Raw genomic sequence first — 23269 nt, forward strand, 5'->3', positions numbered from 1 at the left:
GCACCCACCCACCGCCTTGCCGCCACCATCGCCTTCGCACCCGGGGCCCGCGCCCGCCCGCCCCTACGTCGGCCGGTTCGCCCCCTCGCCCACCGGCCCGCTGCATGCGGGTTCGCTGGTGGCGGCCCTGGCCAGCTGGCTGGACGCCCGCGCGGCGCCGGGCGGCCGCTGGCTGGTGCGGATCGAAGACGTCGACACCCCGCGCTGCGTGCCCGGCGCGGGCGAGACCATCCTCGCGCAGCTGGCCGCCTGCGGCCTGGTGCCCGACGCGGCGCCGGTCTGGCAGTCGGCACGCGGCGCGCTCTACCAGGCCGCGCTGGACCGCCTGCTGGCACGGCAGCTTGCCTACCCCTGCGCCTGCTCGCGCCGCGACATCGAAGCCGCGCTGGAAGCCGCCGGCCATGCCCGCCACCGCCACAGCGAACTGCCCTACCCCGGCATCTGCCGCCACGGGTTGGGCGGGCGGGCGGCGCGCTCCTGGCGCTTCGCGGCCACCCGTTTTCAGCAAAATCAGCCGCCCGCGCTTGCCGCATCCGGGCCTGATGCTACCAATATTATAGCAAACGACGGCGTGCGCTGGCACGACCGGCGGCTGGGCGCGCAATCGCAGGACGTCGCCCGCCAGGTGGGCGACTTCGTGCTGCGCCGCGCAGACGGCCTCTGGGCCTACCAGCTGGCCGTGGTGGTGGACGACGCCGACCAGGGCGTGACCCACATCGTGCGCGGCGAAGACCTGGCCGACAACACGCCGCGCCAGCGGCTGCTGCAGGCCGCCCTGGGCCTGCCCGCCCCGGTCTACCTGCATGCGCCGCTGGTGCGGGCCGCCGACGGCGAGAAGCTTTCCAAGCAGCACGGCGCCCCGGCCATCGACACCACCCGGCCGCTGCGGGCGCTGGATGCGGCGGCGCGGGCGCTGGGCCTGCCGGCCGCGCGGGTGGGCGACTGTGGCGCCGACGCCAGTTCCTGCATCGGAGATGCGCTCGCGGAGTGGGTCACAGCGTGGCGGCGAATCTACAATCGTTCACCGTGACAGAAACTCCCCATCCCCTTTCCGACGCCGCCCAGCCCGGCACCCTGCCCGATCCTGCCGCGCAGGCCGCCCTGTCCGCCGATGCATCGGCCGGGGCTTCGGCAGCGCCGGGCGCCGCGCCCGCCGGCGTGGCCCATCCCAAGACCATCAAGAGCTTCGTGCGCCGCGCCGGCCGCACCACCACCGGCCAGGCCAAGGCGTTCGAGGACCTCGGGCCCCGCTTCCTGCTCGGCTACCGCGCCGCGCCGCTCGACGCCGCCCAGGCCTTCGGGCGCGAGGCCCCGCTGATTCTGGAGATCGGCTTCGGCATGGGCGAGGCCACGGCCCACATCGCCCGGGTGAGGCCGCAGGACAACTTCCTCTGCTGCGAGGTGCACGAGCCCGGCGTGGGCGCGCTGCTCAAGCGCATCGGCGAGCACGGCATCGAGAACATCCGCATCCTGCAGCACGACGCGGTCGAGGTGATCGACCACATGCTGGCGCCGGCGTCGCTGGACGGCATCCACATCTTCTTCCCCGACCCCTGGCACAAGAAGAAGCACAACAAGCGCCGCCTGATCCAGCCGCCGCTGGTGGCCAAGCTGGCCGCGCGGCTCAAGCCGGGCGGCTACCTGCACTGCGCGACCGACTGGCAGCCCTATGCCGAGCAGATGCTGCAGGTGCTGTCGGCCGAGCCCCTGCTGGCGAACACGGCGGAGGGCTTCGCGCCGCAGCCGGACTACCGCCCGCTGACCAAGTTCGAGAACCGCGGCCTGCGGCTCGGGCACGGCGTGTGGGACGTGGTGTTCACCCGCCCCCGTTGAGCCGCGCACTTTCTCCTTCACTCCCTCACCCGCACATCTCCGCCTCATGAAGCCCATTCTGGAAAACCTGGTCGAGATGACGGGCCATCGCGATCACCTTCGGCTCGAGGTGTCGGTGCTCTCCACCCTGCAGAAGCTGCCCACGGTGAAGGAAGTGCGGGCGCTGGAGGTGTTCCAGGCCGATGGCGCACTGCACGTGCGGCCCCGCACGTGGGTGGAACAGGGGCAGCTGGTGTCGCCCCAGTCGCACGTGGCGCAGACCGACCCGAGGCGCCAGCCGCTGACGGAATTTCCGGCGCTGCAGCAATGCATCGCCGACCGGGCCGCCACCGCGCTGCATTCGCCGCAAAAGGGCATCTACACGCTGTGGCTCCCGGTGTGGATGCACGAGGAGGTCCACACCTGCCTGGAGATCACCCAGTCCCGGCCGTTCTCGGCCCACAAGCTGGACGTGATCAAGAGCGTCTTCCACGTCTACCAGAACTACCAGAGCCTGCTGGACTACAGCGAGCGCGACGCGCTGACCGGGCTGCTCAACCGCAAGACCTTCGACGAGCAGTTCACGCGGCAGGTGGCGGCGCCCGCCGCCGGAACCGAGCTGGCGGCCGAGGGCGATGCCGCCGCCCCGGCCGAGCCGCTGCAGCAGTGGCTTGCGGTGGTGGACATCGACCACTTCAAGCAGGTCAACGACCGCTTCGGCCACCTCTACGGCGATGAAGTGCTGATCCTCATCGCCAACATCTTGCGCAGCTCGTTCCGTGCGCAGGACCGCATCTTCCGCTTCGGCGGCGAGGAATTCGTGGTGCTGCTGCGGTCCACCACGCTGACCACCGCGCGCAAGATCTTCAACCGCTTCCGGCTGGCGGTGAAGGAATACCACTTCCCGCAGGTGGGCCAGGTGACGGTGAGCGTGGGGTTCGCCAGCACGGCGCGGGGCGCGCCGGTGGAGATCCTGGGCCAGGCCGATCAGGCGCTCTACCACGCCAAGGGGCATGGGCGCGACCAGGTGCTGTTCTACGACGAGCTGATCGAACAAGGCCACCTGCACACCAAGGTGGCGCACGACGACGTCGAGCTGTTCTGACGGCGGCACGCCTGTTTCGCCGCTGCAATGACGAAGGCCCGCATGCGCGGGCCTTCGTCATTGCGGCCGGGGCCGCGAAGGATCAGAGTCGCTCGGCCAGCCAGCCCTGCACCGAGGCCAGCGCCCCGGGCAGCGCGGCCGCGTCTGTGCCGCCGGCCATGGCCATGTCGGCCTTGCCGCCGCCCTTGCCGCCGACCTGGCTGGCCACGAAGTTGACCAGCTCGCCGGCCTTGACCCGGCCCATCGCATCGGCGGTGACGCCGGCGGCCAGCTGCACCTTGTCGCCGTCGACGGCGGCCAGCACGATGGCGGCGCTCTTGAGCTTGTCCTTGAGCTTGTCCATGGTGTCGCGCAGCGTCCTGGCGTCGGCGCCTTCCAGGCGGGCGGCGAGCACCTTCACGCCGTTGATCTCGGTGGCCTGCAGCATCAGCTCATCGCCCTGGCTGGAGGCCAGCTTGCCCTTGAGCGCGGCGATCTCCTTTTCCAGCGCGCGCACCTGCTCCAGCGTCTGGCCGATGCGGCCCGTCAGCTCCGTCGCGGGGGCCTTCAGGGCGCCGGCGGCCTTGTTGACCGTGGATTCGAGGTTCTGCAGGTAGGCCAGCGCGTTCTCGCCCGTCACCGCCTCGATGCGGCGCACGCCGGCAGCCACGCCGCCTTCCGCCACCACCTTGAAGAGACCGATGTCGCCGGTGCGCTGCACGTGGGTGCCGCCGCAGAGTTCGCGGCTGCTGCCGATGTCGAGCACGCGCACGGTCTCGCCGTACTTCTCGCCGAACAGCATCATCGCGCCCGACTTCTGGGCCGACTCGATGTCCATCACGTTCGCGCCGGTGGGCGTGTTGGCGAGGATCTCGGCGTTCACGCGGCGCTCGATGTCGCGGATCTGCGCCTCGGTGACCGACGCGCCGTGCGCGAAGTCGAAGCGGGTGCGCTCGGGCGTCACCAGGCTGCCCCTTTGCTGCACGTGCTCGCCCAGCACCTCGCGCAGCGCCTTGTGCATCAGGTGGGTGGCGGAGTGGTTGCGCACGGTGGAGGCCCGCAGCTGCGTGTTGACCTCGGCCTGCACTGCGTCGCCCACGCTCAGGGTGCCCGATTCGAGCGTGCCATGGTGGCCGAACACGTCGGCACGGATCTTGACCGTGTCGCCCACCGCGAAGTGCGCCGCCGACCCGGCGGTGCCGCTGATGACGCCCACGTCGCCCACCTGGCCGCCGCTTTCGGCGTAGAAGGGCGTGGTGTCCAGCACCACCACCGCGTCGTCGCCAGCCTTGAGCGACGTCACGCTGGTGCCGTTGACGTAGAGCGCCACGACCTTGGCCGCTTCCTTCAGCTGTTCATAGCCCGTGAAGCGGTTGACGTCGCCCACGTATTCCAGCGCGCGATCCATCTTGAACTTGCCGGCGGCGCGGGCCTGGGCCTTCTGGCGCTCCATGGCGGTCTTGAAGCCCTCTTCGTCCACGGTCACACCGCGCTCGCGGCACACGTCGGCCGACAGGTCGAGCGGGAAGCCGTAGGTGTCGTGCAGCTTGAAGGCCACGTCGCCCGGCAGGACCTTGGCGCCACCGGCGAGCGCCGCGTCCAGGATGTCCATGCCGTTGGCCAGCGTCTCGAAGAAGCGCTCTTCCTCGGCCTTCAGCACCTCGGTGATGCGCTGCTGCTGCTCGCGCAGCTTGGGGTAGGCCTCGCCCATCTGCTCGGCCAGGTCCTTCACCAGCTTGTGGAAGAACGGCGTCTTCTGGCCCAGCTTGTAGCCGTGGCGGATGGCGCGGCGCACGATGCGGCGCTGCACGTAGCCGCGGCCTTCGTTGCTGGGGATGACGCCGTCGCTGATGAGGAACGAGGTGGCCCGGATGTGGTCGGCGATGACCTTGAGCGACGGATTCGCCAGGTCGGTGGTGTGCGTCTCGCGCGCGGCGGCCTGGATGAGCGCGGCGAAGATGTCGATCTCGTAGTTGCTGTGCACGTGCTGCAGGATGGCGGCCAGGCGCTCCAGGCCCATGCCGGTGTCCACGCAGGGCGCGGGCAGCGGCGTGACGCTGCCGTCTTCCTTCATGTCGAACTGCATGAACACGTTGTTCCAGATCTCGATGAAGCGGTCGCCGTCCTCGTCGGGGCTGCCCGGAGGGCCACCGGGGATGTGCGGGCCGTGGTCGTAGAAGATCTCGGAGCAGGGGCCGCAGGGGCCGGTGTCGGCCATCATCCAGAAGTTGTCGGACTTGTAGCGCCCGCCCTTGTTGTCGCCGATGCGGATCACGCGCTCGGGCGGCAGGCCGATTTCCTTCGTCCAGATGTCGTAGGCCTCGTCGTCTTCCTGGTAGACGGTGGCCAGCAGGCGCTCGGGCGGCAGGCCGTAGACCTTGGTCAGCAGCTCCCAGGCCCACTTCAGCGCTTCGCGCTTGAAGTAGTCGCCGAAGCTCCAGTTGCCCAGCATCTCGAAGAAGGTGTGGTGGCGGGCGGTGTAGCCCACGTTCTCGAGGTCGTTGTGCTTGCCGCCGGCGCGCAGGCAGGCCTGCACCGACGTGGCGCGGTTGTAGGGGCGCTTGTCGGTGCCGAGGAACACGTCCTTGAACTGGACCATGCCCGAATTGGTGAACATCAGCGTGGGGTCGTTGCCCGGCACGAGCGACGAAGAAGCCACCACCGTGTGGCCGCGCTCGGCGAAGAAGTCGAGGAACTTGGCGCGGATTTCGGAGACTTTCATCCGGGTCTTTCTGCGCGGCCTGCCGCGCTGTCGAAAGCGCATGCCGGGCGGCGTCTTGGAATGTGAAAGGGAAGGGAGCGAAAACCTTCGATTATCTCATCGATCCCCCGCGGCCCGCGCCCTTCAGCCAGTGCCCATGCTGGTCGCCCAGGCCCGCAGGAAGCGCTGGCGCTTGAGCGGGTCCAGGTAGACCAGCAAACCCAGGCCCGGCGCCAGCAGCCGCCATGAACTGGGCCCCGCGCCCAGCAGCTGCGGGTCGATGCCGGACGTGCGCCCGGCCGTGCCGGCGGCCACTGCCTCGCGGATGGGGATGAGCCGGGTGTCGCGCGCCAGCACCGCCTGCCCCTCGGGAGAGATCAGGTAGTCGAGGAACGGCCGGGCGAGCTGCGGGTTCGGCGCCGTGGCGGGGATGACGGCCGAGCGGGTGGTGAGCAGGGTGTAGTCCTGCGGCACCGCGAGCCGCAGGGGCGAGCCCGCCGCGATGCGCGCCTGCGCGTAAGACGCCGGCACGTTGTAGACCAGCGCCAGCTCGCCGCGCTCCAGCGCGTCCAGCATCGGCTCGATGTGGTCGCCCAGCCGCACCCGGCTCGCGCCCATCGCGGCCAGCAGCACGCCGGCGGTGCTGTCGTGGCGGGCGTCCTGCGTCGCCAGCAGGTAGCCCAGGCCGCTGCGGGTGGCGTCGTAGGTGCCGATGCGCCCGGCGAGCGGCTGCCCCGGGTCGCGCAGCAGCGCCAGCAGCTGGCCCCGGGTGCGCGGCACCTGGCCGGGCGACAGCAGGCGCGGGTGGTAAACCATCACCACGGCGTCGGCGCCCAGGCTGAACACGTCGTGCCGCCAGTGGGCGCCGGCGGGCAGGCCGCGCGCCAGCGCGGAGGGGTGCGCCAGCACATGGCCGTCGTTGGCCAGCTGGGTCTGCAGGTCCAGGCTGCTGCTGATGAGCAGGTCGGGCGCGCCCTCGGCGGCCGCCAGCGGCGGCGCCGCACCGCGCAGCCGGCCTTCGGCCCGGGCCAGCGCCTGGGCGTGGATGTCCAGGCTCTGGCGGTCGGCGCAGCGCACGGCCAGGCCCGGCACGCGGCGCTGGAAGTCGCGGATCGCCGGGGCGAAGAGCGCGGTTTCGGTGGCGCAGTCGATGCCGAGCAAGGCCCGCTGCCGGCCCGACGCCGGCGGAAAGAAGGTGACGATGGCACCGTCGCCCCGCGTGACCGTCGTGCCGTGCATGGCCTCCTCGGCGGCCGCGGGCAGCGCGGCCCGGGCGGGCGCGACGGCCATCCCGGAGGGGGCCAGCGCCAGGGCGCCCAGGCCGCGCAGGAGCTGGCGGCGGGGGTGCAGCGGGGTCATCGGGATGGCTCCATCGGCAGCCCGGGCGCGCTGGCTTCGGGCAGGGCCGGCACGGCCGGCAGGGTGAACGCGATGCACCAGCCGCCGCCGATGCGCCCCCCGGCGTTGATGCGGCCGCCGTGGCCGGCCACCACGCGCTGCACGATGGCCAGCCCCAGGCCCGCGCCCCCGGGCGCCGCGCCCGGGCCGCGCACGAAGCGCTCGAACACCTGCGCCTGCTGGTCCTCGGGCACGCCGGGGCCGCGGTCGGCCACTTCCAGGCGCCAGCTGCCCTTGCCCGCCCGCAGGGTGACGTCCACCACGAGCCGAGCCGCCGGCGCGGCCTCGCCCTGCCCCGGCGGCACGCCGTACTTGAGCGCGTTGTCCACCAGGTTCTTGATCGCCTCGCGCAGCATCAGCGCATCGCCGCGCACCCACGCCGGAGGGCCCGCATTCTGCGCACTTTTGGCCTCCAGCGCCGATGGATACTGCGCCACCAGCTCCTCTTTCGATAGCAAATCGGTGGCCTGCCACAGCCGCACCAGCGGCTGCGGCTCGGCACGCGGCACCACGTCGCGCAACGCCTCGCGGGCCACTGCCAGCAGATCGACCGGGGCGAAGCGTCGCAACTGGCCCTGGTGCGTCACGCTGGCGTCGCTCAGCAGCTGGTTGAGCAGCCGGCGCAGGCGCAGCGCGTTGCGCTCCACGGCCTGCAGGCTGCGCCGCTGGGCGCGCGGGTCGTCGTCGTCCAGCCCTTCCTGCGCCTGGGCGATGAGCGCCGCCAGCGGCGTGCGCATCTGGTGGGCGGCCTCGGCGATGAAGGTGCGCAGCGCGTCGAGGTTGAGCGCGAGCCGCCCCATAAAGCCGTTGAGCGCGCCCACCACCTGGGCCAGCTCGCGCGGCACGGCGCTGGCCACGGGGCGCAGGTCGCCCGCATCCCGCTCCAGCAGTTCGCGCTGCAGTTGCGCCAGCGGGCGCAGGGCGCGGTCCACCCCCAGCCACAGCAGGCCGAAGACGCAGGCCATCAGCGCGGCGATGGCGGCGGTGGCGCGCCAGACGATGTCGCCCGCCAGCGCGTCGCGCGCCTCCCGCGTCTGGCCCACCTGCACCCAGAAGCGGCCCGAGCCCGGCCCGCCCGCGATGGCGCGGGGCACGACCACGAAGCGCGCCTCGGCGCCGCGATAGGGGGCGGTGAAGAACACGGGCTGCAGGCCGTCGGCATCACCCGCCGGGGCCTGGGCGGCGTTCGCGGCCGGCGGCCGGGGCAGGTCGGCATAGCCGGTGATGGGCGCGTCGTCCGGCCCGGCGATGCGGTAGAAGGCCCGGTCCTGCGGCGCCATGGCCAGCAGGTCGAGCGCGGCGTAGGGCAGATCGACCTGCCAGCGCCCCTGCACGAAGGCCACGCTGTCGGCCATGGACAGGGCCGAGGCGCGCAGCAGGTGGTCGTAGGACCGGTCGGCCGCGCTCTGGCCGTAGCTGCGCGCCGCGAAGAAGAGCACCACCGTGGCCAGCGCGAACAGCGTGGCGATGGCGGTGAGCAGCGTGCGGCGCACGGCGGGCAGCGTGCGCACCGGGGCCGGCCCCGGCGGTCTCGCCACCGGCCCGGCGGGGTCAGCCTGCGTGGCCATCGGGGGATGGGGAAGGTGCCCGCGGGGCCCCGGCCGGGTTGGCGGGCGCCACCGCCACCACCGCCACCACGTCGGCGCGGTAGCCCACGCTGCGCACCGTGGTGATCTGCAGCTGGCTGCCGGCCAGCTTGCGGCGCAGTCGGCCCACATACACCTCGATGGCGTTCAGGCCCACGTCGTCATCGAAGTCGAAGAGCCGCCCGGCGATCTCGTCCTTGCTGACCGCCCGCCCGAGCCGGCCGACCAGGATCTCCAGCAGGCTGAATTCGCGGTGCGGCAGGTCCAGTTCCTGCCCGCCCAGGCTCACCCGGCGCGCCGCGCTGTCGATGGCCAGGCCGCCCACGGTCCAGAGGCCCGCCGCCTGCCCCTGCGGGCGGCGCAGCAGCGCCCGGCAGCGCGCGTCCAGCTCGCGGAAGTCGAAGGGTTTGTCGAGGTAGTCGTCGGCGCCCTCGTCCAGCGCGTTCACGCGGTCTTCGATGTCGGAGCGGGCGGTGAGCATCAGCACCGGCGTCTTGTTGCCCTGCCGGCGCAGGTGGGCCAGCAGCGCGAGGCCGTCCATGCCGGGCAGGCCGATGTCCAGCAGCAGCAGGTCGAACTGCGCATAGCCCAGCACTTCGCAGGCCTCGCGGCCGTTGGACTGCCAGTCCACCGCATGGCCCTGGCGCCGCAGCCGGCGCACCACCGCCTCGGCCAGGTCGGTGTCGTCTTCCACCACCAGGATGCGCATGGCAGTTAGGCCCCGGGGCAGGACGGCCGGCAGGCGGCGGGCGGGGTCACGGCGAGTGGGCGGCAGGGCATGGCGGTGGGCGCTGGAGGCGGACGGACGGAACGCGAGGGTGGGCTTGAGGCGGGCGCGAAGGCCGGCAGTATCGCCGCAATCGCCCGGAGGGATGGCCGGCCACCCCCGGGTTTACCCCATCAGCACATCCACCTATGGCCCACGCCATGACAGGTGCACGACAGGGTCGACTCATAAGGTTCACCCCCGTCGCGTGGCACAGGCCGCATTGCCAGGCCGCGCAGATTCCTTCTCACCGGGCTTACCACCCGCCGCAATGCATCCAAGAGATCACGGAGACATCCCCATGCCCCTGCCCCGGAGAACCCCGTCATGCTGCTGACCCTGCTCGGATTCGGCATGGTGCTGACGTTCATGACGCTCATCATGACCCGGCGCCTCTCGCCGCTGGTCGCGCTCATCATCATCCCCATCGTCTTCGCCCTGGTGGGCGGCTTCGGCCCCACGATGGGCGCGATGATGCTGGAAGGCATACGCAAGATCGCGCCGACCGGCGTGATGCTGATGTTCGCCATCCTCTATTTCGGCGTGATGATCCACGCGGGCCTGTTCGACCCGGTGGTCGGCTTCATCCTGAAGCTGGTCAAGGGCGACCCGCTCAAGATCGTGATGGGATCGGCCGCGCTGGCGCTGCTGATCTCGCTCGATGGCGACGGCTCGACCACCTACATGATCACCATCGCGTCGATGCTGCCGCTCTACAAGCGGCTGAAGATGAACCCGCTCAACCTCACCTGCGTGGCCTTGCTGGCCAGCGGCATCATGAACCTCACACCCTGGGGCGGCCCCACGGCCCGCGCCGCCAGCGCCCTGCACGTGGACCCGGGCGACGTGTTCGTGCCGATGGTGCCTGCCATGGGCATCGCCATCCTGAGCCTGATGGCCATCGCCTTCTGGCTGGGGCTGCGCGAGCGCCGCCGGCTGGGCCGCGTGGCATTGCCCGGCAATGCGCAGGCGACGCTGCCGGGCGCGCAGGGCGCGCAGGGCGCGCAGGGCGACGACGAAAGCACCGGCGAGCACCTGCCCACCATGGCCGGCCCCGAAACCGCCGACCTGCGCCGCCCCAGGCTGCTGTGGGTGAACTTCGCGCTCACCACCGCGTTGATGGTCACCCTGGTGATGGGTCTGCTGCCGCTGCCGGTGCTGTTCATGATCGGCTTCGCCATCGCGATGGTCATCAACTACCCGAACCTGGCGCACCAGCGGCACCTCATCTCCGAATACTCGGGCAACGCCCTGGCCGTGGTGGCGCTGATCTTCGCGGCCGGCATCTTCACCGGCATCCTGTCCGGCACGGGCATGGTCGAGGCCATGTCGCGCGGGCTGCTGGCGGCCATACCGCCCAGCCTGGGGCCGTATCTGCCGACGCTCACGGCCCTGCTCAGCATGCCGCTGACCTTCTTCATGTCGAACGACGCGTTCTACTTCGGCGTGCTGCCCATCCTGAACGAGGCCGCGCAGGGCTACGGCATCAGCGCCGTGGAGATGGCGCGCGCCTCGCTCATCGGCCAGCCGGTGCACCTGCTGAGCCCGCTGGTGCCCTCCACCTACCTGCTGGTCAGCCTGGCGGGTGTGGACTTCGGCGACCACCAGCGCTTCACGCTCAAGTGGGCCGTGCTGGTCTGCCTGGCGCTGATGGCCGCCTGCCTGGCGATGGGCCTCTTTTCGCTGGTGGGCCACGCGCTGGCGCGCTGACGGGCTGCGCCAGCCGGCCGACCGGCGGGCCGGCCGCCTGCGCGACTGGCCGCGAAGGCCATCCGTGGATATAAACCGCGGATGTCCCTACTCGACACCCCTTCCTCGTCGTTCCAGGCCTCGCAGACGCTGCGGGGCACCCGCATCCTCAGCCTGGCGCTGAACCTGCCCGGCCCGGCCGCGCTGCTGCGCTGCCAGCGCCTGGGGGCCGACTGCGTCAAGCTGGAGCCCCCGAGCCCGCCGGGCCACGCCAGCGGCGACCCCATGGCGCGCTACAGCCCCGCGGCCTACGCCGCGCTGCATGCGGGCGTGCGCATCGTGCAGGCCGACCTGAAAACGGCCCAGGGGCAGGCCGCGCTGCAGGCCGAGCTGGCTGCGGCCGACGTGCTGCTGACCTCGTTTCGCCCTTCCGCCCTGCGCAAGCTGGGGCTGGAATGGAGCGCGCTGCAGCAGCGCTGGCCGCGCCTTGGCATGGTGCGCATCGTGGGCGCGGCCGGCGAGCGCGCCGATGAGCCGGGCCACGACCTCACCTACCAGGCCGAGGCCGGGCTGCTGGCGGGCACGGGCTGCGCGCTGCCGGCCTCGTTGCAGGCCGACATGGCGGGTGCGCTGGCGGCATCGGAGGCGGTGCTGCAGGCCCTGCTGGCGCGAGCCGCTTCGGGGCACGGCGTGTGCATCGACGTCGCGCTGGAAGACGCCGCGCACTGGCTGGCACTGCCCCGCGGCTGGGGCCTGACCACGGCCTCCGGCGACGTGGGCGGCGCGCACGCCGGGTACCGCGTCTACCCCTGCGCCGACGGCCGGGTGGCGGTGGCGGCGCTGGAGCCCCACTTCGCCGCCCGGCTCTTCACCGCCGCCGGCCTGGAGCCGGCCGCCGACCCACGGACGCCTCAGACCCACGAAGCCGTGGCGGCATTCCTGCGCGGGCAGACCCGCGCCGGGCTGGACGCGCTGGCGGCGCTGCAGGACATCCCGCTGCACACGCTGGCGCCGGAGTGAGCGGGTCGGCTGCACGCCGCGTTCGACATCGACGAATTTGCTATTTCTTTGATAGCTAACTCCCTAATGCAATCAAGCGCGCGGGGCACTTTTGGCTTGAAATTCCGGCACCGTGGGCCGGCCACGTCCGACACCCGGTGGGCCGGCTCTGTCGTTCAATGCATCGCCATCACCCCACCCCGAGGAACGCCATGAAGCCCTTCGCCCTCACGCCGGAAATGACCTCTGCGGTCGGCACGTTCTACCCGACCGGATACGTCTTCGCCCTGTTCCCGGACGAGGGCCGGGCCCGCGCCGCGGCGGACGCCATGCAGGAGCAGGGCCGCACCGACGTGGCCCATGCCCCGCCGGATGCCATCCTGCAACACGTGGTGCGCACCCTGGGCAATGCCGACGACCCCCTGCCCTCCGTAGGCGCCGAGGGCGTGATCGTGCGGCGCATTGCGGACATGGCCAGCAACGGCAGCCACGCGCTCTTCTTCGAGGCCCACGACGAAGACTCGCCAGAGTCGCTGACCGACCTGCTGGAACCCCTGGGCTGCGAGGCCGCGTTCTACTACCGCCGGCTCATCATCGAAGAACTGATCTCGACGCCGGTGCCTTGAGCACCGATTGACCGCGGAGCCCGCCACGCACGGCCCGGCCCGGCTCAGCGGCGGGTGAAGCCCGGGCGCACGGCCGTCAACGGCCCTTGCGCTGGGGTTTGCCGCCCAGTCCCTTGGCCGGGACGGGTTTGCCCGCGCCGTCGAAGGGCTTGGCGCCACCCGCGACCGGCCTGGCCGGCTTGCCCGCCACCAGGCCGGCACGGGGCGGCAGGCCGGTGTGCTGCGTCAGCAGGCGGCCCTGCACCGGCTGCTGCACCGGCTTGCGGGCCGACGGGGCGGCCGTGCTGTTGCTGCGCCGGGCGCTCTGGTAGCTGCCATCGGTCATCGGCTGGAAGGTCGGGATCAGATGGTGCTTGCCGTTGCCGATCAGGTCGGCCCGGCCCATGGCTTTCAGCGCATCGCGCAGCAGCGGCCAGTTGTTCGGGTCGTGGTAGCGCAGGAAGGCCTTGTGCAGGCGGCGGCGCTTTTCGCCGCGCACGATGTCCACGCCCTCGCTGTCGCGGCCGATCTTGCGCAGCGGGTTCTTGCCCGAGTGGTACATGGCCGTCGCCGTCGCCATGGGGCTGGGGTAGAAGGTCTGCACCTGGTCGGCGCGGAAACCGTTCTTCTTCAGCCAGATGGCGAGGTTCATCATGTCCTCGTCGCTGGTGCCCGGGTGCGCGGCGATGAAGTAAGGGATCAGGAACTGCTTCTTGCCCGCCTCTTCGCTGAACTGCTCGAACATCTGCTTGAACTTGTCATAGCTGCCGATGCCCGGCTTCATCATCTTGGTGAGCGGGCCCTGCTCGGTGTGCTCCGGGGCGATCTTGAGGTAGCCGCCCACGTGGTGCTGCACCAGTTCCTTGACGTACTCCGGGCTCTTGACGGCCAGGTCGTAGCGCAGGCCGGAGCCGATCAGGATCTTCTTGATTCCCTTGAGCGCGCGGCCACGGCGGTAGATCTGGATCAGCGGGTCGTGGTTGGTGCCCAGGTTCGAGCAGATGCCGGGGTAGACGCAGCTGGGCTTGCGGCAGGCGGCCTCGATCTCCGGGCTCTTGCAGCCCAGGCGGTACATGTTGGCCGTGGGCCCGCCCAGGTCGGAGATGGTGCCGGTGAAGCCTGCCACCTTGTCGCGGATGTCCTCGATCTCCTGGATGATGGAGTCTTCCGAGCGGCTCTGGATGATGCGGCCCTCGTGCTCGGTGATCGAGCAGAAGGTGCAGCCGCCGAAGCAGCCGCGCATGATGTTCACCGAGAAGCGGATCATCTCCCACGCCGGGATCTTGGTGGCGTGGTCGTGGCTGCCGTTCTCGTCGGCGTAGCTCGGGTGCGGCGCCCGGGCGTAGTGCAGGTCGAACACATGGTCCATTTCGGCCGTGGTGAGCGGGACGGGCGGCGGGTTGATCCACACGTCGCGGGCCGTGGCGCCCTCGCCGTGCGCCTGCACCAGGGCCCGGGCATTGCCGGGGTTGGTTTCCAGGTGCAGCACGCGGTTGGCGTGGGCATAGAGCACCGGGTCGCTGCGCACCTGCTCGTAGCTCGGCAGGCGGATCACGCTCCGGTCGCGCGGCGGCACTTTCAGCCGCGTGCGCAGCGCCGGGTTGGCCACGAACTGGATGGGCTGGATGGCCGGATTGGCGCCATTCTGGCCCCCAGCGCCCGCGCCGTCTGCGCCTTGCGCTATCGAATCAGGAGCATCTTCCTTGCTGCAGGTGGCGCCCTGCGCGGCGGCCTGCTCGCTGGTCGTCATGTAGGGGTTGACGTGCGCCTCCACCCGGCCGGGCTCGTCCACCGTGCTGGAATCGATCTCGAACCAGCCCTGGCCCGACTCGTCGCCCGGCCGCCGCACGTAGGCCGTGCCGCGCACGTCGGTGATCTGCTCGACCGGCTCGCGCGCGGCCAGGCGGTGGGCGACCTCGACCAGGGCGCGCTCGGCATTGCCGTAGAGCAGCAGGTCGCACTTGGCGTCGACCACGATGGAGCGGCGCACCTTGTCGCTCCAGTAGTCGTAGTGGGCGATGCGGCGCAGGCTGCCTTCGATGCCGCCCAGGATGATGGGCACGTCCTTGAACGCCTCGCGGCAGCGCTGGCTGTAGACGATGGCGGCGCGGTCGGGGCGCTTGCCGCCCACGTCGCCGGGCGTGTAGGCGTCGTCGCTGCGGATCTTCCGGTCGGCGGTGTACCGGTTGATCATCGAATCCATGTTGCCCGCCGTCACGCCCCAGAACAGGTTGGGCCGGCCCAGCGCCTTGAAGGGCTCGGCGCTCTGCCAGTCTGGCTGGGCGATGATGCCCACGCGAAAGCCCTGCGCCTCCAGCACGCGGCCGATCACCGCCATGCCGAAGCTGGGGTGGTCCACGTAGGCGTCGCCCGTCACCAGGACCACGTCGCAGCTGTCCCAGCCCAGTTGCTGCATCTCCTCGCGGCTCATGGGCAGGAACGGCGCCCGGCCGAACCGCTTCGCCCAATACGGGCGATAGCTGGTCAGCGGCTTGGCGGCGCGCGCGAAAAAGGAAACGTCGACAGGGGCGTTCATCAAGAGGTGCGTGGGGGGAAGGCCGTGGATTTTAGGCGGTTCGGCAGTTCCGTGCCGCCGCGGGGTGTTTTCCGCCGTCCAGCCACTTCCGAAACCGTCTATCCACCGGTGCCGTCGATAGCATTTACCCCCATGGCGCGATTGGTAGTTAATTCTTGCTTAAGGCGGCCGATCCAAAGATAGTGCGCTTACGTATTGAGACAAACGCATCTTCTTGTTAAACATCGGCGTTTCACCGCCACCAGAAAGCCCCCCATGCGCACTACCGCCATGAAAGTCAAAGCCCAACTCGGACTCGCCTTCGGCGCGCTGGTTGTGGTCGTTCTCGCCGTCTCCGGACTGTCGCTGCGCTCGCTCGACGAGGCCGACCAGACCTTCAACAACTACGTGCACGGCATCGACCGGCAGACCAACCTGGCCGAAGAGATGCGCGATGCCGTGAACCGCCGGGCGGTCGCCGTGCGCAACGAAGTGCTGGCGACGTCGCCCGAGGAATCCAACAAGGAGCGCGATCTGGTCCTGAAGGCCGATGCCGACGTGCAGACCCGCATGGCCGAGCTGCAGCGGCTGGTCGCCGCCGACACCGCCGTGCCCGCGGCCACGCAGCGCCTGCTGGCCGACATGGTGCGCATCGAGGGCGTCTACGGCCCGGTGGCCCGCGACATCGTGCGGCTGGCGACCGAGGGGCAGCGGGACGCCGCCATCACCAAGATCAACCAGGAATGCCGCCCGCTGCTGGCCCAGCTGGCCTCCAAGGTGGGCGAGTTCGTGATCGACGCCGGGCAGCGCGCCGAGGGCCTGCAGCGCGACGCGGACAACCGCTTCGACCACCAGCGCTACGTGATGATCGTCGCCTGCCTGATCGCGCTCGCGCTGGCCATCGCGGCTGGCGTGGTCATCGCCCGCCGCCTCTCCCGCGCCCTGGGCGCCGAGCCGGCGGAACTGGGCCTGGCCGCGCACCGCGTGGCGGCGGGCGACCTGAGCCCGCTGGACCAGGCGGGCCGCGTCACGCCCGACAGCGTGCTCGCCTCGCTGGCGGTCATGCAGCGCAGCCTGGCCACCATCGTGGCCAAGGTGCGCAGCTCGTCCGACTCCATCGCCACCGGCTCGCACCAGATCGCTCTGGGCAGCAGCGACCTGAGCAACCGCACCGAACAGCAGGCGAGCGCACTGCAGGAAACCGCGGCCACCATGGAAGAGCTGAGCGCCACCGTGCGCCACAACGCCGAGAACGCCCGCCAGGCCAACCAGCTGGCGCAGGGCGCCTCCACCGTCGCCGTGCAGGGCGGCGAGGTGGTGAGCCAGGTCGTGGCCACCATGCGCACCATCAACGACAGCTCGCGCCGCATCTCCGACATCATCGGCGTGATCGACTCCATCGCCTTCCAGACCAACATCCTCGCGCTCAACGCGGCTGTGGAAGCCGCCCGTGCGGGCGACCAGGGCCGCGGCTTCGCGGTGGTGGCCAGCGAGGTGCGCAACCTGGCCCAACGCAGCGCCCAGGCTGCCCGCGAGATCAAGAGCCTCATCAGCGAGAGCGTGACGCGGGTGGAAGAAGGCACAGCGCTGGTGGACCGTGCCGGCGCGACCATGGACGAAGTGGTGACATCGATCAAGCGGGTGACCGACATCGTGGGCGAGATCAGCGCGGCCAGCACCGAGCAGAGCAACGGCGTCGCCCAGGTGGGCATGGCCGTCACGCAGATGGATCAGGCCACCCAGCAGAATGCGGCGCTGGTGGAAGAAAGCGCCGCCGCGGCGCAGAGCCTGCAGCAGCAGGCGCGGGAGCTGGTGGAGGCCGTGTCGCTCTTCAAGCTGCAGCCGGAACCCGCCTCGCTGGCCCTGCCGGGCTCACCCCTGCGTCTGGCCTAGAACTCACCACTCCCCCATGGCGCGCACCCTCTGGTCCAGGTCGTCCGGCGGGTCTTCGTAGGCCGACACCAAATCCGGCACGGCCACGGCGGCCACCGGCGTGGCCGGTGCCGCAGCCTCCGCGCCTACGAACGACGGGGCGGAGAAAAAGCGCGTGAGCGTGATCGGCAGATGCAGTGAGAGCATGGCGGGCTTTCTATGGCGGCCAGGCGCCGCGATGCGCCCCAGCGTAGGGCTGCCGGCCGCAACGATGTGTAGGCCGCCTGCCCGCCGCCATGGGCGACGGACCCTCAGGCTGGGCGGGCGGTCGCTGCCTTGCGAGCTGCACCCCGCCGCTCACTTCACCAGCGTGAGCGTGCCCTTCATGATGGCCGAGTGGCCCGGGAACGAGCAGAAGTAGCTGTACGCCTCACCCGCCTTGAGCGCCGTGGTGGCGAAGGTGACCGCATCGCTCTCGCCGCCGCCGATGACCTTGGTGTGCGCGATCACGCGGGCATCGCCCTCCTTCACGTAGTTCTTCGCAGCGCCGGCGGCCATGCCGTCGGCGGCCGCGCCCTGCAGGTCGGCGGCCCGGGTCAGCACCCAGTTGTGGCCCATCGCCGTCTTGGGCAGCTTGCCCGCATGCTTGAGCCTGACGGTGAACTGCTTGCAGCTCGCCGGCAAGGCGATGCTGGCCTTGTTGAACTGCATGGCGTCGTTGCCTTCGATGTCCACCGCGCAGTCGGCCGCCCAGGCGGGAGCCGCCACCGCGCACACCGCCAGCAGCGCCAGGGGTTTCCAGATTCTTGCCATGTCGTCATCACCTTTCAGTTGAAGCGGGCCGAAGCATTCGGGCCCTCGTGCTGCATCGTAGGCAGGCGCCGTGCGGGCGGGTTGACATGCATCAAGCGACCCGCGCGGCCACCGGCCGGCGGCCACGCGCCTACACTCCTCGCCCCATGCCCCAGACCCTGAGCGCCCCAGCCCACAGCGAGATCGTCATCAAGAAGAGCCGGTTCATCGGCTGCGTGCAGCCCATGGCGGACCGGGCCTCGGCCCAGGCCGCCGTCGATGCCCTCTGGAAGCAGCACCCCGGCGCGGCCCACATCTGCTGGGCGCTGCTGGCGGGCGGGCAGTCGGCGGCGGTGGACGACGGCGAGCCCGGGGGCACCGCCGGCCGGCCCATGCTCGATGTGCTGCGCCACCAGGATCTCGAAGGCGTGCTGGCCACCGTGGTGCGCTACTTCGGCGGCGTCAAGCTCGGCGCGGGCGGGCTGGTGCGGGCCTATACCGACACCATCGCCCAGGCCCTGCTCACGGCCGACAAGGTGGTGCTGCAGCGCATGCGCACGCTCGAATGCGAGGTGCCCTACGCGCTGGAGGGCGTGCTGCGCCGCGAGATCGAGGCGGCGCGGGCCGAGCTGCTGCAGGTCACGCACGGCGCGCAGGTGGTGCTGCGGCTGCGGCTGGCTGAAAGCGCCGCCGATGCCTTCAGCCAGCGGGCCAACGACGCGGCCCAGGGCCGCATCGGCTGGCATGCGGTGCGCGACTGAGCGGCCCCCGCCCCGCACGCCTGCCCTGCCCGGCCCTGCCCCGCTACAGGGCTGACCGCCTACAGACTGGCGCCCCCGTGGCGGCGACACTCATTCACCCCTCATTCTTCCCGTCAGGACTGCGCGCATGAGCCTCCCTCTCGACGTCATCATCATCGGCGCTGGTTCGGCAGGCCTCGCCGCGCTGCGCGAGGTGCGCAAGCGCACCGAGCGCTATCTCATCGTCAACAACGGCCCCTGGGGCACCACCTGCGCCCGGGTGGGCTGCATGCCTTCCAAGATGCTGCTGGAGGCCGGCAATGCCTTCCACGCCCGCCACAAGATGGCGCCGCTCGGCATCCGCGGCGGCGACCGGCTGACGGTCGACATGCCCGCCGTGCTGGAGCGCGTGCGCGCGCTGCGCGACGATTTCGTGGGCGCCACGCTGAAGGCCACCGACGCCGGCGAGCGCGCAGTCTCCGGCCGCGCCCGCCTGCTCGATGCCCACCGCGTGGAGGTGAACGGCACCACCTACGAGGCAAAGAACATCATCGTGGCCACGGGCTCCCGCCCCGTGGTGCCCGAGCCCTGGCTCGCGTTCGGCGACAGCATCCTGACCACCGACACGCTGTTCGAGCAGCCCACCCTGGGCCCGCGCATCGCCGTCATCGGGCTGGGCGCGGTGGGCTCGGAAATGGCGCAGGCCCTGGCCCGCCTGGGCCTGGAAGTGGCCGCCTTCAGCAAGCAGCCCACCGTCGCGGGCCTGAGCGACCCCGTCATCAACGACACGCTGCTGACGCTGATGAAGGACGAGTTCCCCGTCAACATCGGCGGAGACGTGCAGTTGCGCGAGGTGGCGGGTGGCATAGAAGTCACCAACGGCAGCGCCAGGGTGGTGGTGGACCAGGTGCTGGCCGCCCTGGGCCGCAAGCCCAATGTAGAGCACCTGGGCTTGGACACGCTCGGCCTGGACCTGGACGACAAGGGCCTGCCGCCGGTGGACCGCCACTCCATGCAGGTGGGCGACCTGCGCGTGTTCCTTGCAGGCGACGCCGACGGCGACCGGCCGCTGCTGCACGAGGCCGCCGACGACGGCCACATCGCCGGGCTGAACGCTTTCGCCGAGGAGCCGCGCTCGTTCCAGCGCCGCACGCGGCTGGCGATCTCGTTCACCCAGCCCAATGCCGCCGTGGTGGGCCGCAGGCATGCGGCGTTGGTGGAAGACGGCGAAGGCCGCTTCGTCACCGGCCGGGTGAACTTCGACGACCAGGGCCGCGCCCGCGTGGCGCAGCGCAACCACGGCCGGCTGCACGTGTACGCCGCCAAGGAGACGGGCCGGCTGCTGGGCGCCGAACTGTGCGCGCCGGACGGCGAACACCTGGCCCACCTGCTGGCGCTCGCCATCGGGCAGGAACTGACCGTGGCCCAGATGCTGGGCATGCCCTTCTACCACCCGGTGCTGGAGGAAGGCCTGCGCACGGCGCTGCGCGACGCGGCATCGCACCTGCCGCGCATGCAGGATTCCGACCTGGGAGCCTGCGGCGCGTTCGGCGCCAGCGCGCTCGACTGAGCGGTGTGGCTCGCTGGCGGCTCAACTTCGGCGCCGGCCTGCCGATAACGGGGCATCGACCCCGATATCAGGAACCTTCGCCATGGACGTCTCGCTCAGCCAATCCATCGTCAGCACCGCCACCGCCCTGGCTGGCCGGCAGACTGCCGACGCCGTGAACGTGGCCGTGCTGAAAAAAGCCCTGGACATCCAGGCCGCCGGCGCGGCGACGCTGCTGCAGTCGGTGGCGCCCGCGCCGCAGCCGGCGCTGGCGACCTCCGGCCCGCTGGGCACGCAGATCAATACCTTCGCCTGACGGCGTTCGCTACAAATTCGATAGCATCAGGCGCTTATTCCGTAGGCGCTTGCGGCATATTTTGCCAAGAAGACGGGCCTATCGCAGCCGCGCGGGCGCCAGCCCGGCCACGTCCAACCCTTCGCGCTCCAGCGAGACATCGAGCGGCTCGCCCAGCAGCAGCTGGCGGGCCAGCAGCGACGCGCCCGCCGCGCTCTGGATGCCATAGCCGCCCTGCGCGGCCAGCCAGAAGAAGCCCGGCACCTCGCCGTCCCAGCCGATCACCATGTCGCCGTCGGCCACGAAGGAGCGCAGCCCCGCCCAGGTGTGCGACGGCCGGCGGATCTGGAAGGTGGTCATCTGCTCGAGGTGGTAGATGCCGGTCGCCACGTCCAGCTCCTCGGGCACCACGTCGTGCGGGTGCGTCGGGTCGGCATTGGCGGGCGAGCCCAGCAGCTGCCCGGCATCGGGCTTGAAGTAGCACGACTCGTCGATCGCCACCACCGCGGGCCAATGGGCGGCCTGCATGTCCGCCGGCGCGCTGAAGGTGAAGGCGGTGCGGCGGCGCGGCTCCAGGCCGATGGGCCGCGCGCCCGCCTGCCGCGCCACCACGTCGGCCCAGGCGCCGGCGGCGTTGACCAGGGTGCGGGCCTGCAGCACCTCTCCGGTCGCGAGCGTCACGCGCCAGCCGGCCTGCGCATCGCCACCCGCCAGCAGGCGCTCCAGTGCCGTCACCTCGGCCCCGGTGCGCAACTGCCCGCCGCGCTGGCGCAGGCCGCGCAGGTAGCCCTGGTGCAGCGCGTGCACGTCGATGTCCGCAGCGCCCGGCTCCGACATGCCGGCGGCCGCGGCCTCCGGTCGCAGGCAGGGCAGGAGCGCCAGCAGCTCCGCCTGCTCCAGCCGGCGCACGTGGGGCGAGCGCTCCCGCGCGTCGGCGAGGGCCGCGTCCAGCAGCGGCAACTGGTCGGGCCCGGCCACGAACACCACGCCCCGGGGGCTCAGGATGGGGTCGGTGCCGAACTCGGGCGGCGGCGCGTCGAAGAAGGCCCGGCTCGCCCGCGTCAGCGCCCGGATGTTGGGCGTGCCGTAGGTCTCCATGTAGAGCGCGGCGGATCGGCTGGTGGTGTGGTAGCCCGGCTGCGGCTCGCGCTCGAGCACCAGCACGCTGGCCGGGGCCGTGCGCCCGGGCGCGTCGCGCCGGGCATGGGCGGCCAGCTGCCACCCCACGGAGGCGCCGGCGATGCCGGCACCGATGACGATGAAATCGAAGGACTGCATGGCGATGGACCCGTGTTTCAGACGGCGGAGACGGACGCGCCGGGCGCCGGGCCGCCGGCGCGGGCCACGCCGCGCGCGTCTTCCGCGTTCGGCGCCTGGGTGACGATGGAGGTCAGCGCCGGCTCGGCCGGCACCAGGGCGGCCAGGTCGGGCCGGGGGCGTTCCAGCCCGGCGATGCCGGCGAAGGCCTGCTCCAGCGAGCGGCCCACGCCCAGCGTGCGCAGGTCGCCCCGGAACGGCCCGACCACCTGCAGCCCGAACGGCATGCCCGCCTCGTCGCGGCCGCACGGCAGGCTGAGCGCGGGGTGCGTGGTGAGCGTGGTGACGTAGGTCAGGCCCAGCCAGCGGTAATAGTTGGCCTGCTGCTCGCCGTCGATGCGGCTGGCGAAGAGCTGCGTCCACGGGAAGGGCGAGACCGGCGTAGTGGGCGCGAGGACGACGTCGAATTCCTCGAAGGCCTGCTGGAAGCGCGCCAGGATGCGCGTCTGCTCGGCCTGGCCCCAGGCGCTGTCGATGAGCGACATGGCGGCGCCCATTTCGTAGTTGGCGCGGGTGTTGGGCCCCAGGCTCGCCGGGTCGCGCTCGTAGGCGTCGCGGGTGCCGGCGACGAAGGCCTCGGCCCGCAGCACGTCGAAGCAGCGGTGCACGTCGCCCAGCTCGAACGTGATCGCATCGCAGCTTCGGAACAGGTGCCGCATGGCGGCGATCTTCTGGCGGAAGACGCGGCGAATGCCTGCATCGACCGCGCAGGCGCCGAAGTCCTCGGTGTAGCCCACCCGCAGGCCCGCCAGGTCCACCGGCGGCGGGTTCAGGAAGGCCGCCGCGTCGAGCGGGTAGCTGAGCGGGTCGGCGGCAGACAGGCCGGCCGTGGCGGCGAGCTGCAGGCAGGCCTCGTCCATGGTGCGGCCCATGGGGCCGACGACGGAGATCGGCGTCCAGCCCAGCAGCTTGCGCGAGCTGGGCACCACGCCGGGCGACGGCCGGAAGCCCACCACGCCGCACAGGGCGGCGGGAATGCGCAGCGAACCGCCGGTGTCAGAGCCGGTGCACACCGGCAGCATGTCGCAGGCCAGCGCGGCCGCCGAGCCGCCGGACGAGCCGCCCGCGTTCAGGTTCGGATCGAACGGGTTGCCGGTGGCGCCCCAGACGGTGTTGCGCGAATTGGCGCCCGCGCCCATCTCGGGAATGTTGGTCTTGCCCGTCACGATGGCGCCCGCCGCGCGCAGCCGCGCCACCAGCACGTTGTCCTGGGCGGGGATGTTCTCGCGGTGGATCTGCGATCCGTAGGTGGTCAGCAGGCCGGCCGTGGCCTCCAGGTCCTTCACGCCCAGCGGCAGGCCATGCAGCAGTCCCAGCGGCTCGCCGCGCAGCACGGCCCGTTCGGCGGCGCGGGCCTCTTCGCGAGCGCGGCCATAGCAGGTGGCGGTGATGGCATTGACGAGCGGGTTCACCGCCTCGATGCGCTCGATGCAGGCTTCGAGCAGCTCCACCGGCGAGATCTCGCGCTGGCTGATGCGCTGGCGCAATTCGTTGGCGGACAGCTCCAACAGTCGGGAATCAGGGGTCATGGCGTGGTCGTGCGGAAAAG

The 23269-nt window shown here is 71.3% G+C and carries 19 protein-coding genes; 10 read left to right on the top strand and 9 right to left on the bottom strand.

Annotation, left to right across the window (positions count from 1 at the left end):
• Positions 1–16: 16 nt before the first annotated feature.
• From gluQRS to ABWV53_RS07675, 3 genes are read left to right on the top strand one after another with little or no spacing between them, the layout of a single operon-like run.
• The gene (gene gluQRS / locus ABWV53_RS07665) at positions 17–1030 is read left to right on the top strand and encodes a tRNA glutamyl-Q(34) synthetase GluQRS (protein WP_353364562.1); all 1014 of its coding nucleotides are present in this window, start codon (positions 17–19) and stop codon (positions 1028–1030) included.
• A gap of 44 nt (positions 1031–1074) precedes the next feature.
• Positions 1075–1833, top strand: a complete 759-nt coding sequence (gene trmB / locus ABWV53_RS07670; protein WP_502903886.1) for a tRNA (guanosine(46)-N7)-methyltransferase TrmB — start codon at positions 1075–1077, stop codon at positions 1831–1833.
• 46 nt (positions 1834–1879) lie between these two features.
• The gene (locus tag ABWV53_RS07675; RefSeq protein WP_353364564.1) at positions 1880–2917 is read left to right on the top strand and encodes a GGDEF domain-containing protein; all 1038 of its coding nucleotides are present in this window, start codon (positions 1880–1882) and stop codon (positions 2915–2917) included.
• 82 nt (positions 2918–2999) lie between these two features.
• Here the strand turns inward: ABWV53_RS07675 and alaS are convergent, their stop codons facing one another.
• The 4 genes from alaS to ABWV53_RS07695 form a co-directional block, all read right to left on the bottom strand.
• Positions 3000–5618: an alanine--tRNA ligase gene (gene alaS, locus ABWV53_RS07680; protein ID WP_353364566.1), complete on the bottom strand. Its 2619-nt coding sequence runs from the start codon at positions 5616–5618 to the stop codon at positions 3000–3002.
• A gap of 123 nt (positions 5619–5741) precedes the next feature.
• The gene (locus ABWV53_RS07685) at positions 5742–6956 is read right to left on the bottom strand and encodes an ABC transporter substrate-binding protein (RefSeq protein WP_353364568.1); all 1215 of its coding nucleotides are present in this window, start codon (positions 6954–6956) and stop codon (positions 5742–5744) included.
• Positions 6953–8563, bottom strand: coding sequence for a sensor histidine kinase N-terminal domain-containing protein (locus tag ABWV53_RS07690; protein WP_353364570.1), 1611 nt, complete (start codon positions 8561–8563; stop codon positions 6953–6955). Before ABWV53_RS07690 ends, ABWV53_RS07685 begins: the two co-directional genes overlap by 4 nt.
• Positions 8547–9290 (bottom strand): response regulator transcription factor, encoded by a 744-nt coding sequence (locus ABWV53_RS07695; protein WP_353364572.1) that lies wholly within the window; start codon positions 9288–9290, stop codon positions 8547–8549. The genes ABWV53_RS07690 and ABWV53_RS07695 overlap by 17 nt, the downstream gene beginning before the upstream one ends.
• Positions 9291–9674: 384 nt before the next feature.
• Here ABWV53_RS07695 and ABWV53_RS07700 point away from each other — a divergent pair, with 384 nt between their 5' ends.
• The 3 genes from ABWV53_RS07700 (at position 9675) to ABWV53_RS07710 (ending at position 12661) form a co-directional block, all read left to right on the top strand.
• Positions 9675–11057 carry a CitMHS family transporter gene (locus ABWV53_RS07700; protein WP_353364574.1) on the top strand — a complete coding sequence of 461 codons (1383 nt, stop codon included), beginning with the start codon at positions 9675–9677 and terminating at the stop codon, positions 11055–11057.
• Between the two features lie 81 nt (positions 11058–11138).
• Positions 11139–12056 carry a CoA transferase gene (locus tag ABWV53_RS07705; RefSeq protein WP_353364576.1) on the top strand — a complete coding sequence of 306 codons (918 nt, stop codon included), beginning with the start codon at positions 11139–11141 and terminating at the stop codon, positions 12054–12056.
• A gap of 191 nt (positions 12057–12247) precedes the next feature.
• Positions 12248–12661 (top strand): hypothetical protein, encoded by a 414-nt coding sequence (locus ABWV53_RS07710; protein WP_353364578.1) that lies wholly within the window; start codon positions 12248–12250, stop codon positions 12659–12661.
• A 76-nt stretch (positions 12662–12737) separates the two neighbouring features.
• Here ABWV53_RS07710 and ABWV53_RS07715 read toward each other — a convergent pair whose 3' ends face one another.
• Complete coding sequence (locus ABWV53_RS07715) at positions 12738–15176, bottom strand: YgiQ family radical SAM protein (RefSeq protein WP_353364580.1); 2439 nt, start codon at positions 15174–15176, stop codon at positions 12738–12740.
• Positions 15177–15446: 270 nt separating this feature from the next.
• On the opposite strand from ABWV53_RS07715, the gene ABWV53_RS07720 reads away from it, so the two are divergent.
• Entirely contained in the window at positions 15447–17048 is a 1602-nt protein-coding gene (locus ABWV53_RS07720; RefSeq protein ID WP_353364582.1) for a methyl-accepting chemotaxis protein, read from the top strand.
• 3 nt (positions 17049–17051) lie between these two features.
• Here the strand turns inward: ABWV53_RS07720 and ABWV53_RS07725 are convergent, their stop codons facing one another.
• Together ABWV53_RS07725 and azu are read right to left on the bottom strand one after the other, a co-directional pair.
• Entirely contained in the window at positions 17052–17234 is a 183-nt protein-coding gene (locus ABWV53_RS07725) for a hypothetical protein (RefSeq protein WP_353364584.1), read from the bottom strand.
• A 150-nt stretch (positions 17235–17384) separates the two neighbouring features.
• The gene (gene azu, locus ABWV53_RS07730; protein WP_353364586.1) at positions 17385–17840 is read right to left on the bottom strand and encodes an azurin; all 456 of its coding nucleotides are present in this window, start codon (positions 17838–17840) and stop codon (positions 17385–17387) included.
• A gap of 146 nt (positions 17841–17986) precedes the next feature.
• Here azu and ABWV53_RS07735 point away from each other — a divergent pair, with 146 nt between their 5' ends.
• The 3 genes from ABWV53_RS07735 to ABWV53_RS07745 all read left to right on the top strand — a co-directional run bounded on the left by ABWV53_RS07735 (position 17987) and on the right by ABWV53_RS07745 (position 20424).
• Positions 17987–18580 (top strand): IMPACT family protein, encoded by a 594-nt coding sequence (locus ABWV53_RS07735; protein WP_353364588.1) that lies wholly within the window; start codon positions 17987–17989, stop codon positions 18578–18580.
• A gap of 127 nt (positions 18581–18707) precedes the next feature.
• Positions 18708–20129, top strand: a complete 1422-nt coding sequence (locus tag ABWV53_RS07740) for a dihydrolipoyl dehydrogenase (RefSeq protein WP_353364590.1) — start codon at positions 18708–18710, stop codon at positions 20127–20129.
• A gap of 82 nt (positions 20130–20211) precedes the next feature.
• The gene (locus tag ABWV53_RS07745) at positions 20212–20424 is read left to right on the top strand and encodes a YjfB family protein (protein ID WP_353364592.1); all 213 of its coding nucleotides are present in this window, start codon (positions 20212–20214) and stop codon (positions 20422–20424) included.
• Between the two features lie 78 nt (positions 20425–20502).
• Here ABWV53_RS07745 and ABWV53_RS07750 read toward each other — a convergent pair whose 3' ends face one another.
• The gene (locus ABWV53_RS07750) at positions 20503–21681 is read right to left on the bottom strand and encodes an NAD(P)/FAD-dependent oxidoreductase (protein ID WP_353364594.1); all 1179 of its coding nucleotides are present in this window, start codon (positions 21679–21681) and stop codon (positions 20503–20505) included.
• Between the two features lie 17 nt (positions 21682–21698).
• Positions 21699–23249 (bottom strand): amidase, encoded by a 1551-nt coding sequence (locus ABWV53_RS07755; RefSeq protein WP_353364596.1) that lies wholly within the window; start codon positions 23247–23249, stop codon positions 21699–21701.
• Between the last annotated feature and the right edge of the window lie 20 nt (positions 23250–23269).

The organism is Acidovorax sp. FG27 (assembly GCF_040365715.1).
Classification (GTDB): Bacteria; Pseudomonadota; Gammaproteobacteria; order Burkholderiales; family Burkholderiaceae_C; genus Paracidovorax.